Below are 13,518 nucleotides of genomic sequence, written 5' to 3' on the forward strand. Positions count from 1 at the left end.
AACAAAAAAAGCACCGGCATTCTACCGGTGCTTATACATAAGGAAAGGAACATAGACGTTCCATCCCTTGTAGACGAGCTATTTCCGGTAGCTGGTAGAAACGTTCAGGCCGTATTCCTGAACTTATACAAGGTGCTGCTATTTTGAATTATAGGGAGAATCATAACAATCCAAAAGACGGGGGTCAATGCATTTGAAAAATGTCCGGGAATTCACTTTTTTCTGATTTCTAAAACTAACTTCCCGAAGGATTACGCAATGTCCGTGTTCCTATTATTGCCCGAATATTCAGCGTAATTACTGCTAGTCGCTTTTCATTAAGCTAACCTTTCAACCATGGATGAATTTCATGATTTTTAATCATCCACAAAAAAATACGGCTTCAGGCTTTGCTTAATTCAATGAATGACCAGGCTAAGGATGATCACTAGCCATTCCATTTAAGATAAATTCCTGATTCTGGTGATCTGCCCGATATTCATACCGATCCATCCACCCAGCATAGGAAAAAAATCGAGAGGAAAGGTCAAACTTGCCTCACCCAAGTCAAATGTAAACAAAGCCACAATAATCCCAAGGATCAAAACAAATAGGAAGATCAATTCTATCATTCTTCTTCTTTTCCATCTTCTTTTCCCCATGTGTTCGATATCAAAAGCAAGCACCCGCTTATACGTCTTCGTTCCTACTACCTGCCCCGTTATAAGCACGTACAACAAATTGGCCGCATAAATGGATAAAAAAATACAGCACAAGCCGATGACAACCGTAAGTGCGCCACCGTTCTGAGAGTAAATAGCAAATAGAATAAAAAAGAAAAGCAAGAGAAGGTTGGAATGAATCAATTGTTTCTTTTTTAATCGCTTCACTTCTTGCCTATCCCATTCCATTTCACCCACACGACATCCCCCCTTTTCCATTTGTCAAAAAGATTTTGATTCCCTTCACAGCCGTACCCTTTACATGCAGAATCGACAAAGAGATAATTGGGTGTAATCAACGAGTAAGGGGGTGAACGTATGCGTAATTTCTTAGCCGTTTTAGTGGTCTGGAACTTCGCATTTGTGCTCATACAGTTTCCCAAACCGCTAAGAACCACTTACGAGCACGCCTCTGTCCCATTCACATCAGGCGAATGGCATACCGTCTATCTAGCGGTGTTTCTATTACTCATGCTTGTTTTATTCCCCTTATCTTTTTTAATGAATAGAATCGTCGACCGCTTGGAAATCGGACGTTTTTTCATAAAATTAGGCTTATACGTGACGGTATGTTCGTTGATATGGATGTTCGTTGATCCCTATTTCATTTTCTTCTACGAAATGATTGCTGTTGTTGCGTTGTTTGCGGTTTTATATGAATGGCTAGGCAAGCTCTCCCGCAACGTTTTGCACAAGATCGTCATAGGTGTATTAGCCTTCAGCCTTCTCGTTGCCTTTATTCTTTTTGGGATTTAACTTGAGAGAATCGTTCTTCATGAGTCACCATTCAAAATCAAACCACCGTCCATGCCCGTCTGTTTCACCAATCGTCTTTGCCATAAAACGGCCGGTAACAGAAGCATCCACGTGCAGCATTCGATCATTCATATTGTTGTAGATATGGAACACGTCTCTTTTCTGTCCGATATGACTCACTTTATCGAAAAGCTCCTCTTTTACGCTTTCCGGCATCTGGTTGGCGACATGGGTATGAAAGATACATAGAGTAGAATCCTCTGGCATTTCATCAGCGACTTCTGGCAGCATAGCGACTCCATCCCCCTCCACTAAGGTGGGTGGAGTCGTTCTTACTTGCTGGACGGCCGCTTCAAAATTCTCTCTTCGTTCGTCATGTTCTGGCCATATGAGCGCCTTCAGCCAATGGACATCTTCCTCCTGAGTTAAATCACTGACATGTAAGTCGATCCCCACTCTTTTTCCCACAGAAGGCGTGCGCTCCAGTACATGCAGAGGGGGCGATCCTTTTCTTACCTTCGACTTCAGATGAACGTAGGCATTTGGGTTTCCGTAAAACTGGTCGTCCCCGTACGAATAACTGTACTGATCCCATAACAATTGAAGTCCGGCACTTGTACCGATTTCAATAAGGGATAGAGGCTTTTCCGTTTGTTTATGTATAGAGCAAAAGACAGGATAAAGATAGGCGCACCGTCGAACCTCATTGGTCTGGACCCGTTTGGTTTTCAGCCGTTGAACGATAGCTTCCTCCTGTTCCATGCAAAAAGATTTAAAGAATGGAAAAGGATTACGCTCCGTATCCAGCTTGTCCGTTACGCTTTGGTAGAAGCTTGCGAGTTCATGGTCGGCCCCTCGCAAAAGTAAATCGTGGACAGAAGCGAAGAGCAGGTTGGGCACAGGCTGTCCTTCCCCTGATTTCATACACAATTGTAAAACATACGCATCTTCAGCAATTTGTAGAGACAACTGTTTATAGAGGTCACTCGATCCTTCACACTCTTTCCTTGCAAAATCAACGAATCTTTCAGCGATCCTTTGTGTTTTCATAGGTTTTCCTCCCTTTCAACGAACCACACCGCATTTCTTTATCTTTTAAAGACCATGGAATCAATCACTTCTCCATCCGGCTTATGTAAAAGTTTAATTTCATTATCAGAATGGAATGGTTTTTCGATGTACCACACATACAAATCCTTCCACCTGAGCTTTATCCACTCACTTTCTTCTGGAAGCAAAGATTTTACATTCAACATCGTTGCTTTTTCATCTCCCACCTTCACAGATCGCTCGTCGCCTTTTCGAACAAGGCTGTAGACGAGATCATACCCGTGAACGAACAGACGGTTCAATTCTTCACCAATTCTTTCCCTATCCAAGGGGTTCATGGACATCATTCCTGCCTTCCAGCCAAAGATTCCTTTTTGAACCTTAGCTGCACCGAAGTGACGGTCATCTTTAATAAAAAAGAACAAGGCTTCTCCATCCACTTGTTGAACGGGAATTAACGTGAGCCCTTCCTCAGTGGCGTGGAGGGCTTCTCCCGGTTCATCGTAGGCACCTGCTTTTCCAACCATCATCCATACAGCTAGTAAAAGAAGGATCGTTCCTGCGAAGGAAAGAACTCCTCTCTTTTTCAAAAGCATCACCTTCTTAAAACGGTAGTACTGGAGGTCTATCCTTAATTTGGAAACACTCTCCTTCAAAACATAACACACGGTTTCTCTCCTGCAAAGAAATACACAGGCGAGGGAACGAGGAGCGGGCCATTTTCCAGCAAATAAAAAAAGCCTGGAGGAATTTCCTCCAAGCTTGTTGTTCATCCATAGATACTGACGGGCTTTGTTTGTTCCGTTTCGGCCTCTTGTCCGATCAAATCATAAGTAATCAGCGCTGGACGGTGGGTGCGTGGATCGGTGACAATCGCCGCATCAATATGGAATACCCGTCTCAGAACAGAAGATGTCATCACTTCATGGGCGGTCCCTTCCTTCATGATCTTGCCCCCATTCAAAGCGACCAAATGATCAGCGAAACGTGCCGCATGATTCAAATCGTGCAGCACCATGACGATGGTACGGCCTTCTTCTTTGTTCAACTTTTCCAAAAGCGTGAGGACTTCGAGCTGGTGAGCAAGGTCCAAATAGGTGGTCGGTTCATCCAATAGCAGCAAATCCGTTCCCTGAGCTAAAGCCATCGCAATCCAAACTTTCTGCCGCTGGCCGCCGGATAAGGCATCGATTTGACGGTCCGAAAATTGTTGCACCCCCGTGACTTCAAGCGCCCATTGAATGATATCCCTGTCTTCATCCGTCAACTTACCAAAGCCACGCTGATGCGGGAAACGACCATAAGAAACGAGCTCATAGACCGTCAATCCACTCGGTGCCTGAGGGGTTTGGGGGAGAACCGCCATCTTTTTAGCGATTTCCTTCGTGGATTCTTTATGAATCGCTTTGCCGTCCAAATAGACGATGCCCGACTTCGGTTCAAGCAAACGCGACATCGTTTTCAGTATGGTCGACTTCCCGCACCCGTTCGGACCGATGATCGTCGTGATTTCCCCTTCAGGGATCTGCAAGTTCAAATCTTCGACAATTTTCACTTCACCATAGGCAATGCCTAAATCCTGCATGGACATTCTCACCATTCCTGTGCACCTCACCTTTTCGATTCAAAAAAATAGATCCGTTCATTGTAGATAGTAATAATCATTCTCAATTAATCGTATACGCAAACTTCTTTTTCGTCAAGGAAGAACAAAGGCGCATGCGTACCTGGATCCGGAACTTTCATTTAATCGTTTCCTGAGCAATAAAAAAAAAGCCTCTTGTCGAGACAAGAGGCTCTCAGGAGAGTTGATCACGGTCGGGGGCAAGCGGCGGTTGTTCCAGCCAGCCCTTCTTAATACTCAGGACCGCTCCGTCGGATGCAAACTTCGCTGTTTCCCATACGAGACGGGCAAAAGCCAGGGATAAATCTTTTCTTGCGATTTGTGATAAAGCCGTTCCATAATTGCCCAACCCGCTCGCTGAGGCCAAACCTGTATGGTAGTGCATCAAACGATCAGAAAATGGGGGGATTTTTGATTCCGTCACTTCCGGATCCCACAACTGTGGGGCAGGCAGATCCTCATCTGTCAGTTGATTGATGAAAATGTCAATATGCTTATGGGAGATTTTCTTCCCTCGATGCAGGTATTGCTTCAGGTCTTCTGATTTTGCCGACTGGCTGAAGGCAATCATCAAAGATTTTCCGAGCATGTTCGTATCCAGATTAACATAAAGCTCTTTAATTTCCTGTGCAGATATAGCTCTTTGTCTGCCTCTTAATTTACCGAGGAAGTCTGTATCTTCGACAAAGGAGATCTCTGTTGGAATCGGAATGCTTGGCGTACGGATCACGATTCCTTTTTCTAGCAGCGCTTCAATCGCATCATTGAAGACCTTCACATATTCCTCCATATTCTTCTTAAGAAACATCCGAATGTCTCTTCTGTGGGAAGCGAACAACGCGTTGGAATAGTTGATGATGGACGTCCGGCTCATTTCTTTCAGATAAAACAAATAAAATTTGTCTGAGAACATCCTGGGCGCTTCCAGAAAAACATCCTGCTCGCCGAAACCATGGGGGGTTTTCATCCCTTCTTGCTTGAATAATTCCTGGTAAGCTGAAATTCTTTCCTTGATCAGGTTCGCGTTCTCTCCGAGTAGTTGTTTCGCATCCCGGTCGACGACATGATGCTGAAAACTCTCCATGACCACATCAAGCATCGTTTCTCCTATGTATCCGGCCCACAACACCCCGATTTCCCCTGATGTTAATGGAACAATACGACCGTCCTGACTCATGACACGTCACCTCACCTATATCGTTGGGCTGTTGAAAAATATTGAAACCAAAAACGGAATTCATCAAAAAATACGGCCGGAGTCAATTCGATGTTATCGAAAAAGTCCTCCAACACCTCTTCCTCTACTTCATCCAGCAGGCCTGTCACGTACAAAGGGGTTTGAAAGCGGCCGTACATCTCCGCGTATCCGTATGTTTCAAAAACGTCTTTCATTTGTTCTTCCGTCATAAGCGCACACTCCTTTACTATAGGGTGGCACGATTCCTCCATTCATATTCCATCTTCCATACAAACGGTTCAAGTTTTAGGCAGGATTCTTGAAGACTCGATTTCGAGGCTTTTATGGGAGCTTAGGGCTCCGGGAAAAGGTTCGCTCCGCCCCTTTACCAAATGAGGTTCTCCAAATCCCTCTTATTAGTAACCTGCCTAGTTGTGTTGTGAAATCCTGCTTAATCTGCATCGGTATAGGGTTCCTAACTACAAAAGCTCTTATTACTGGAAGGTAGTTTCGAGAATGTCTTACGAAAAGTGGGCGGAGGGGAATGGCGAGACTCCTGCGGGAAAAAAGTGCAGGGTGAGACCCCACAGGACGAAGTCCGAGGAGGCTCACCGCGCTCCCGCGGAAAGCGAGCTATTCCCCGCAGCCCCATCCACTCAACTAAAGTCTCGAAACTGCGTCTTCAAGTAAAGGGAGCTTACCTGGAAGAATGGTGTTACAGTATAATGATAGGAAAGTCAAGGAGGAAGGAGTGGTGAGGGTGCCTGTGATTATTCATCGGACTTTTATCGAAGCACCTGCGGAGGTGTGCTTCGATCTTGCAAGAGATGTGGATGTGCACACGCAAACCACCAGCAACACAAAAGAAAAAGCCGTGGCTGGGGTGACCAAAGGTTGGATGGAAGAAGGAGATAAAGTGACGTGGGAAGCGACACACTTCGGCATCCGGCAGCGGCTGACAGCCCGGATTACAGAAATGGACCGGCCGCATCGTTTCGTCGATGTGATGGTGAAAGGCGCGTTCCACTCGTTCACCCACACCCATGAGTTCTTCGAAAAAGCAGAGGGTACAGTGATGGTGGATACGTTTGACTATCAGTCACCCCTCGGCCCCCTCGGTTCAATCGCCGATCGTCTTTTTCTGGAAAAATACATGAGGGACTTGATTGAGACCCGTGCCCATGAATTGAAAATGATGGCGGAAAAAGAAAAAGACTCAGAGTTGAACTCTGAGCCTTGAATGATTACGGAGTGAGGGTCAGGACCTCGCCATCCACTCCATCTGTGGATGTCAGGTGGTACTCCCCTTCCACCCAATCGTCCAGTTGATCATGGTACCAGTCGCTCCTAAAATGACCGGATTGGCCCGGCCCGACGACATGGTAGGCTTCCGTCGGATCATCCATGTCGATGACAAAGCGCCACGAGGCTCCATGATTGACGAGGCCTTCGCTGTTGAAACCAGCGGCACGCACCGTCACTCGGCTACCACTCACAGGATAAGGATCACCCGGATTCAGGAATCGTTCCAGGAATCCGATGCTTGAAAGCGGATGGGTGAATTCAACCGCATGGGCATCTCCCCACGCCCATTCAGAAGGGTTTTCTCCAAACTCCTCCTTCATTTCATTCATCGTCGCTTGAAAGGCTTCGGAAATGACGGATTCCATACCACCCGCTTTTTCTACCCAACGGGACTCCTCGCCCTTCCGCAGCAATTCATCCGTCGTTTGTCCAGCGCCTTTGAAGAATTTTTGAATATCTCCGGACAGATCAACATTGTAAAGTTCATCCTCGATGTTCGCCATCCAGCGGTGGAAAACCAACGGCTGCGCCAGCGCTCGGTCATCCTCCCTGTTCCATTCTTCCATCAGTGCAACGGTTTCTTTTTCCATAGAAGTCACGGGGTCAACATAATCCAGCAGGAGAGGCAGGAACTCTTCTGCCTGAAGGTTTTTCACATCCATCTGCATCGCTTGAAATTGCTCTGGAGTCAGCTCATTTTCCCCTTCGAGCATCTGACTGATACGCGCGTAACGATAGGGTTGCGCCCAATTGTGGCTGATATGGTAAGGGTAGTCCTCCGCTGTGATTTTATTGTTTGCGGTCGCAATGAACCCTTCTTCCGGATTGACCACTCGCGGCAGCTCATCAAAAGGAACGAATCCTTGCCACTCATCCTCAGATTCCCATCCACGCATAGGAAGGAGGGCATCCTCCGGTTCATTGTAAATCGGCACTTGACCATTCGCCTTGTAGGCAATCGTTCCATCTTTACTTGCAAAAACGAAGTTCTGTGCCGGAACAAGGAATTTTTCCAACCCTTTTTCAAATGACTCCCAATCCTCAGCGCGGTTCATTTCGAGCACAGCTTCCAGTTCTGTCGTCGCATCAAGAGCGGTCCATCGTAAAGATAGCAGCGTATCTTTTCCAGACTCTCCTGCATAGTCGCTGATGACAGGACCGTGACGGGTCTCTACGACCTCAAGTTCCACAGGATCTCCGTCTTTGACCTGTATCGTTTCTGTAAAAACATCCGCCTCTTCCCATTCGTCTTCATATAAAAATTGGTTCGGATTCTCTGGGTTCCTTTTTTCTAAGTAAAGCTGCTGCACGTCGGGGCCAACGTTCGTCACACCCCAGGCAATGTTGTCATTGTGTCCGAGGATGATGCCGGGAATCCCTGCGAAAATCACCCCGGAAACATTGTAACCAGGGGCTTCCAAATGCATCTGATACCAGATTGACGGGGTGGCCATTCCGAGGTGCGGGTCGTCAGCGAGCATAGGGGAGCCAGAAGCCGTCCGATCTCCGCTCACGACCCAGTTGTTGCTGCCATTGAATTCGTTCGGAATGATGACGTTGGCAAAGCTTTTTTCAATATCAACGGTGTCAGCTTCTGCAAGAACCGTCGGGGCGTCTTCAGGATAAGTAGGAAAAAGTTCATATGCTTCTTCTTCACTGAAATTCTGCAACAAGTAGTAGTTGAACGCCTGACGCTCCCAGTGGCCGCCAAGGTCGAACGCCATGTATTTTCCGATGGTTAATGAATCGAGCGGTGTCCACGGTTCGGGATTGATGTTCATCATCGCAAACTCCGGAGGCAGCGGTTCATTTTCTATGAACGCATTGACTCCCTCCGCAAACGCCTCGAGCCGTTCGGTGGCTTCATCTGAATAAACGGCCAGTGACTTTTCTGCTGCCCGTCTCAGGCCGAGCGTCCGGAAATAACGGTCCTGATCAATCGTTGCTTCCCCGACCACTTCACTCAACCCCCCGGAGGCCTGCCTGCGGGCAAGCTCCATTTGAAAAAGCCGGTCCTGCGCCTGGACATAGCCTTGGGCTCGAAAGACATCGAGTTCGTTCTCTGCCTGAATATGAGGCACCCCTTGGTCGTCCCTCGTCACTGTAACAGAGGCTTCCAATCCAGCGAGTGTTGCCTCTCCACTTGTATCGGGCAGGCTCCTCAACGTGTAAGCGTTTACAAAAATGACACCACTAACAATCAATAACACAATGATTCCAAGGGTCAGCCAGGTCGCCTTTTTCCACTGTGGTCTTTTCTTTTTCTGTGGATCGATCTGTCTAGCTGTCTCCATTCCCCCACCTCCAGAACTTTTCTCCATTATATCTCATTTTCGAGAAAATAGATTAAAAAACTTCGGAACGGGAATGAGACGAATGTGCTTGATTATGGAGGTGTAAAAAATGGAAAAAATTAAAATTAGCGATACATCCATGGAAGCGAGCCGCATCGGCCTTGGCACATGGGCGATCGGTGGCTGGATGTGGGGAGGCACGGATGAAGAACAATCCGTGAAAACCATCCACTCCGCGCTTGACCAGGGCATCAACTTGATCGATACCGCCCCTGCTTATGGGTTTGGACGCTCAGAAGAAATCATCGGAAAAGCTGTGGAACAATATGGCCGACGCGAAGATCTTCTGCTTGCGACAAAAGTGGGCATCGACTGGAACGAAGACTCTGTTTTCCGTAACGACAGCAAAGAGCGCATCCATAAAGAAGTTGAAGACTCACTGAAACGATTGAAAACCGATTATATTGATATTTATCAGGTCCACTGGCCGGATCCGATCACACCGATCCACGAAACAGCGGAAGCTCTATCTTACCTGTACAAACAAGGAAAAATCCGCGCCATCGGGGTCAGCAACTTTTCACCAGAACAGATGGATACTTTCCGTGAAGCAGCACCACTGCACACGCTGCAGCCACCGTACAATCTATTCGAACGGGACATCGAGTCGAAAACGCTGCCTTATGTACAGGACCATAACATCACGACCATCTCTTACGGATCTTTATGCCGCGGACTGCTGTCAGGAAAAATGTCTACGAAACGAGAGTTTGAAGGCGATGATTTGAGAAACAATGATCCAAAATTCCAACAGCCGCGCTTCAAACAGTACTTGAATGCCGTCAACGAACTCGAGCAGCTTGCTGAAAACCGTTTCGGCAAGAGCGTACTTCAGCTCGCCATCCGCTGGGTGCTTGACCAGCCTGGATCCGGCATCGCCCTCATGGGAGGCCGGCGCCCGGATCAGCTCAACCCGATCGACGGTGTCGACAGCTTTACGATTGATGAAGAAACGAAACGGGACATCGACGAAATTTTATTGAAACATGTCAATGATCCAGTTGGACCGGAATTCATGGCTCCCCCTGATCGTCAAGAATTAGGATTAAAATAGTTGTTGAGCGGACCCTCTCTCGTATGAGGGTCCGTTTTTACGTTACAGGACATTGAAGCGGAGTTAGAGGACATTGACTATGCGTTAGAGGACGTTAAAGCAGCGTTACGGGACATTGACCTTGCGTTAGAGGACATTGGAGCGTAGTTAGAGGACATGAAAAGATTGCAGGAGCATAGGAAAGTAGAAACCAATAAAAGTTTAGAAACTTTTATTCTCGTCAATCGTATATAGGAAAGAAACAGAAATCAGGAGGTACACGGTTATGGATCTTTTCATATGGGTGATCATCATCGCCTGTTTCATCGCTAGTTTTGCAAGCGTCATTTTTCCAATCATCCCGGCACCGCTCGTGCTATGGATCGGATTCCTTGCCTATGCGTTTTTCATCAATGGCAGCGGACTTTCGGTCTTCTTCTGGGTCGGAGCGGTCGTTTTAACTATACTGCTTATCGTCTCTGACATCATCGCGAACAGCTATTTTGTGAAAAAGTACGGCGGAAGTAAATGGGGCGAGCGTTCGGCCGCCATCGGTGTCATTATTGGATCGTTCATTATTCCACCGTTCGGCATCATCGTTATTCCATTCGTGCTTGTCATTATTGTGGAACTGATTCAAAAAAGATCATCGGAAGAGGCATTCAAAGCAGCCATCGGCTCTCTATTCGGCTTTCTCAGCGGAACGGTTGCGAAAGTGGTGATTCAGGCGATTCTCATCATCTGGTTTTTCCTGGACATTTAAACTCAAAAAAAAAAATCTCAGAGCTATTGGCTCTGAGATTTTTTGTGGATGTAGTTGTGAATCTTACTTATAGCCTTCAAGCTTGAACTTCATCATATTCGGTTCGATCACGATCATCAGGCGGATTCTTCGTCACATAGGTTCCGCCGATCAAATCATGGATCCCTCTTTTATCTTCTCTCAGTCCAACCATAAAGGCACTGACAACCAGAGCGATGCCGAACGTTACAAAGTACAATAAACCACCAACGAGCTCACGTAAGACAATGTTGATAAACGTAATCTCTGCCCCATCGGCTTTGACAATTCTGTTCCCCAAAGCCCTTCTGCCGAGCGTATACCCATGCCAGATCGGTGGTAAAAGAAGAGCATAAAAGATCGACAATACATCAACAACTGTGAAACTCTCCTGTACAACGAACTCTCCCGTAATGACACCGAAAAAGCCCGCTAAGATGAACCCATCCAAAAATCTTGCTCCAACCCTGTTCCAAAACCCAGCCGGATTATCCATACCTCATCCCCCTATGCCTCAATCGGACTATCTATGTATATAGACTTATTATCATGGATGATCTTGGTATTTTCAAAGATTACCTAGTCGAAACCCACCTAACAAACATAAAAAAGATCTCAGTGATTAGATATCTGAAATCTTTTTACGCATTTTCAGTTCTTCTCTCTTTGCTTTTCTTTAATTAAGGCTTCAATAAGGCTCTGTTAAAGTTTAGATTGATATGGATACAGTGTTTAACGGTGTGGCAACGAAAAATCTCAATCATTACCTGACCTGGTTTCAGGTATTAAAGAGTATCCATCATCAGCGTAATGAAGTGACGATGCATGATATGATGGTGAAAGGGATTTATTTCCAAGCACCAAAACCTATGATACCCTTAGATTATCTACTTTTACTGTATAACGGTTATTTCTTCATTCAAGGATCGGAACAAATGCTTTAAAGAAGAAAAATTCATGAGGAGTGTCTTGATGGGATTTTATTATTTATTCTTACTCTTTATCGGAATTGTACTGATTGTAATTGGAGCACTTAAAAAGGATGTGCCTCGTTCAGTTAAAATAGTAATTTTTCTATTTGTAATTGGGATTGGGTTCATAGTAATGTCGTTATCATTATTATTGCTTCCCGGTAGCTCTGACGTTATTGCTGAACTTTTGAAATGGGATGAATAAGTATCAATTTGCCGAAAGTCCCATAAAACCAAACAGAACTTCCATCTTTACGGAAGCTCTGTTTATATATATATATATATATATCAACATTCAACTTTTACAGAGCCTTCCATAAAGACTTGATTTCCTTTACATCTTCCCTCTGCTTTTTTCAACTTCTTCTCCATATCGCTCACTTGGAAAAAGAGATTATTATGATACCTGTTCTTCGGCAGACATGTTCTTCTCCGGGCTCTTTGCCTTAGATAAGAACCAACCGCCGATAGCGATCAACAATAGAATGGACCAGAATGTGATTTTCCACGGCGCACTTTTCGCAAAACCTTCGGATAAAACTGCGATCTCCGGGTGGGCCATCGTATAGACTGCAAGCTTGACGCCTACCCAGCCCACGATCATGTAAGCCGCTGTTTCAAGTCCGGGACGGCGGTCGAGCAGGCCGACAAAATAACTGGCAGCAAACCGCATGATGACAAGACCGATGATCCCACCAGCGAGAATGACAGCGAAGTGACCACCATCTAAACCTCCCACTTGCGGAAGACTCGTCAAAGGTAAGGTTACCGCTAAAGCAACGGCCGCGAGAATGGAATCAACTGCAAAAGCAATATCGGCAAGCTCCACCTTGATCACGGTCGCCCAAAAACCGGATCCCTTTTTGACTGATGCTTTCGTTTCCTTCAACTTAGGCTTCAACACATGCTTTTTCACCAAATGATAAACGGCAATTCCGATAAGATAGATCGCTCCGATCGCCTGCACCTGCCAGATGTTGACGAGGTAGGAAATGAGGAACAAAGAACCAAAGCGGAACAAAAAGGCCCCAGCTAACCCGTAAAACAACGCTTTCTTCCTTTTTTCCTCTGGAAGGTGTTTGACCATTGTCGCGATCACAAGCGCATTATCCGCAGCGAGGATCCCCTCAAGCCCGATCAAAATCAACAACACCCAGCTATATTCCATAACTAAACCAAAATCCATTTTCTTTTCTCCTTATTTATAAATTTTTTAGTTTACGAGAATCTCATCATGATCAAAACTTTTGGCATTGTTTTCAAAGACCAGCCGAGTCTGAAGTTTGTAAGATTTCCCCTCTGTCAGAATAGGAAGGTTTCTTGGCAGTTCATAGCGGAAAGGATACGCATCGGATCCTCCCGCTTCCATCGTCCGGGTCATGAGGACAGTGGTCACCGGCTCTACGAGGATCGGCTTCTTCCCCCTCTCAACGACGACCAAATCGCATTCGAGACGCTTGATGTTCTGCTTCCGCCAGCTTCCGGACAGATGAAAAACACCCGACAGAACACAGGGGTCCTCCCCTTTTGAATCAAGGACTAGATCCACCTTAGGGGCCATGATTCTGAATCCGTTCATCCATTTGCTTAACAATGAAAATCCCTCCTATGAATATAAAAAAACCTTTACCAAAAGATGGTAAAGGTTTTTGAGAGTTCTTCATTATATCCCTTTACCATTATGGCAAAGGTCTCGCGAACAACGTTTAACGTTGCCAGGTATGCCGGAGGCCGATGGGCCACGTAATGACGACATAACTGTAAGC

Annotated in this window: 15 protein-coding genes, 1 pseudogene and 1 riboswitch; of the genes and pseudogenes, 6 read left to right on the forward strand and 10 right to left on the reverse strand. The window is 46.0% G+C overall.

The features are described 5' to 3' along the window. Positions 1-50 precede the first annotated feature (50 nt). Positions 51-151: riboswitch (purine riboswitch) on the reverse strand. Positions 152-440: 289 nt separating this feature from the next. Further along, complete coding sequence (locus tag HFA01_RS03855) at positions 441-899, reverse strand: hypothetical protein (protein WP_146813405.1); 459 nt, start codon at positions 897-899, stop codon at positions 441-443. A gap of 120 nt (positions 900-1,019) precedes the next feature. Between HFA01_RS03855 and HFA01_RS03860 the strand changes: the two genes are divergently transcribed. Continuing rightward, positions 1,020-1,457, forward strand: a complete 438-nt coding sequence (locus HFA01_RS03860) for a hypothetical protein (RefSeq protein WP_146813407.1) — start codon at positions 1,020-1,022, stop codon at positions 1,455-1,457. A gap of 24 nt (positions 1,458-1,481) precedes the next feature. On the opposite strand, the gene HFA01_RS03865 is transcribed toward HFA01_RS03860, so the two are convergent. The 5 genes from HFA01_RS03865 to HFA01_RS03885 form a co-directional block, all read right to left on the reverse strand. Beyond that, the gene (locus HFA01_RS03865) at positions 1,482-2,507 is read right to left on the reverse strand and encodes a DUF2332 domain-containing protein (RefSeq protein WP_146813409.1); all 1,026 of its coding nucleotides are present in this window, start codon (positions 2,505-2,507) and stop codon (positions 1,482-1,484) included. Between the two features lie 38 nt (positions 2,508-2,545). Next, positions 2,546-3,097: a hypothetical protein gene (locus HFA01_RS03870; protein WP_146813411.1), complete on the reverse strand. Its 552-nt coding sequence runs from the start codon at positions 3,095-3,097 to the stop codon at positions 2,546-2,548. Between the two features lie 179 nt (positions 3,098-3,276). After that, positions 3,277-4,107, reverse strand: a complete 831-nt coding sequence (locus HFA01_RS03875; RefSeq protein WP_146813413.1) for an ABC transporter ATP-binding protein — start codon at positions 4,105-4,107, stop codon at positions 3,277-3,279. A 199-nt stretch (positions 4,108-4,306) separates the two neighbouring features. Then, positions 4,307-5,308 carry a DUF3231 family protein gene (locus HFA01_RS03880; protein ID WP_146813415.1) on the reverse strand — a complete coding sequence of 334 codons (1,002 nt, stop codon included), beginning with the start codon at positions 5,306-5,308 and terminating at the stop codon, positions 4,307-4,309. An 11-nt stretch (positions 5,309-5,319) separates the two neighbouring features. Continuing rightward, on the reverse strand, positions 5,320-5,538 hold the full coding sequence (locus HFA01_RS03885; protein WP_146813417.1) for a hypothetical protein: 219 nt from the start codon (positions 5,536-5,538) through the stop codon (positions 5,320-5,322). A gap of 530 nt (positions 5,539-6,068) precedes the next feature. Between HFA01_RS03885 and HFA01_RS03895 the strand changes: the two genes are divergently transcribed. Further along, a complete protein-coding gene (locus HFA01_RS03895) occupies positions 6,069-6,548 on the forward strand; it encodes an SRPBCC family protein (RefSeq protein ID WP_146813421.1) in 480 nt (159 codons plus the stop codon). Between the two features lie 4 nt (positions 6,549-6,552). On the opposite strand, the gene HFA01_RS03900 is transcribed toward HFA01_RS03895, so the two are convergent. Next, a complete protein-coding gene (locus HFA01_RS03900) occupies positions 6,553-8,907 on the reverse strand; it encodes a penicillin acylase family protein (RefSeq protein ID WP_146813423.1) in 2,355 nt (784 codons plus the stop codon). Between the two features lie 109 nt (positions 8,908-9,016). Here HFA01_RS03900 and HFA01_RS03905 point away from each other — a divergent pair, with 109 nt between their 5' ends. Beyond that, positions 9,017-10,021 carry an aldo/keto reductase gene (locus HFA01_RS03905; RefSeq protein WP_146813425.1) on the forward strand — a complete coding sequence of 335 codons (1,005 nt, stop codon included), beginning with the start codon at positions 9,017-9,019 and terminating at the stop codon, positions 10,019-10,021. Between the two features lie 265 nt (positions 10,022-10,286). Continuing rightward, on the forward strand, positions 10,287-10,763 hold the full coding sequence (locus tag HFA01_RS03910) for a DUF456 domain-containing protein (RefSeq protein WP_146813427.1): 477 nt from the start codon (positions 10,287-10,289) through the stop codon (positions 10,761-10,763). Positions 10,764-10,839: 76 nt separating this feature from the next. Here the strand turns inward: HFA01_RS03910 and HFA01_RS03915 are convergent, their stop codons facing one another. Beyond that, the gene (locus HFA01_RS03915; protein WP_146813429.1) at positions 10,840-11,277 is read right to left on the reverse strand and encodes an RDD family protein; all 438 of its coding nucleotides are present in this window, start codon (positions 11,275-11,277) and stop codon (positions 10,840-10,842) included. Between the two features lie 235 nt (positions 11,278-11,512). Between HFA01_RS03915 and HFA01_RS03920 the strand changes: the two are divergent. Together HFA01_RS03920 and HFA01_RS03925 are read left to right on the forward strand one after the other, a co-directional pair. Beyond that, positions 11,513-11,685, forward strand: a pseudogene (locus HFA01_RS03920) (IS1595 family transposase); the annotation flags it as partial. Positions 11,686-11,753: 68 nt separating this feature from the next. Further along, a complete protein-coding gene (locus HFA01_RS03925) occupies positions 11,754-11,957 on the forward strand; it encodes a hypothetical protein (RefSeq protein WP_146813432.1) in 204 nt (67 codons plus the stop codon). Positions 11,958-12,149: 192 nt separating this feature from the next. Here the strand turns inward: HFA01_RS03925 and HFA01_RS03930 are convergent, their stop codons facing one another. Together HFA01_RS03930 and HFA01_RS03935 are read right to left on the reverse strand one after the other, a co-directional pair. Further along, positions 12,150-12,938, reverse strand: a complete 789-nt coding sequence (locus HFA01_RS03930; protein WP_146813434.1) for a TerC family protein — start codon at positions 12,936-12,938, stop codon at positions 12,150-12,152. 27 nt (positions 12,939-12,965) lie between these two features. After that, a complete protein-coding gene (locus HFA01_RS03935) occupies positions 12,966-13,346 on the reverse strand; it encodes a sporulation protein (RefSeq protein WP_146813436.1) in 381 nt (126 codons plus the stop codon). Positions 13,347-13,518 lie beyond the last annotated feature (172 nt).

The sequence above is a fragment of the Halobacillus faecis genome (assembly GCF_007991335.1).
Taxonomy (GTDB): Bacteria; Bacillota; Bacilli; order Bacillales; family Halobacillaceae; genus Halobacillus; species Halobacillus faecis.

Coding starts and splice junctions, on each gene's coding strand:
- HFA01_RS03885 (WP_146813417.1), bottom strand. CDS start 5,538: ATGACGGAAGAACAAATGAAAGACGTTTTTGAAACATACGGATACGCG.
- HFA01_RS03905 (WP_146813425.1), top strand. CDS start 9,017: ATGGAAAAAATTAAAATTAGCGATACATCCATGGAAGCGAGCCGCATC.
- HFA01_RS03925 (WP_146813432.1), top strand. CDS start 11,754: ATGGGATTTTATTATTTATTCTTACTCTTTATCGGAATTGTACTGATT.
- HFA01_RS03880 (WP_146813415.1), bottom strand. CDS start 5,308: ATGAGTCAGGACGGTCGTATTGTTCCATTAACATCAGGGGAAATCGGG.
- HFA01_RS03915 (WP_146813429.1), bottom strand. CDS start 11,277: ATGGATAATCCGGCTGGGTTTTGGAACAGGGTTGGAGCAAGATTTTTG.
- HFA01_RS03930 (WP_146813434.1), bottom strand. CDS start 12,938: ATGGATTTTGGTTTAGTTATGGAATATAGCTGGGTGTTGTTGATTTTG.
- HFA01_RS03910 (WP_146813427.1), top strand. CDS start 10,287: ATGGATCTTTTCATATGGGTGATCATCATCGCCTGTTTCATCGCTAGT.
- HFA01_RS03900 (WP_146813423.1), bottom strand. CDS start 8,907: ATGGAGACAGCTAGACAGATCGATCCACAGAAAAAGAAAAGACCACAG.
- HFA01_RS03860 (WP_146813407.1), top strand. CDS start 1,020: ATGCGTAATTTCTTAGCCGTTTTAGTGGTCTGGAACTTCGCATTTGTG.
- HFA01_RS03865 (WP_146813409.1), bottom strand. CDS start 2,507: ATGAAAACACAAAGGATCGCTGAAAGATTCGTTGATTTTGCAAGGAAA.
- HFA01_RS03875 (WP_146813413.1), bottom strand. CDS start 4,107: ATGGTGAGAATGTCCATGCAGGATTTAGGCATTGCCTATGGTGAAGTG.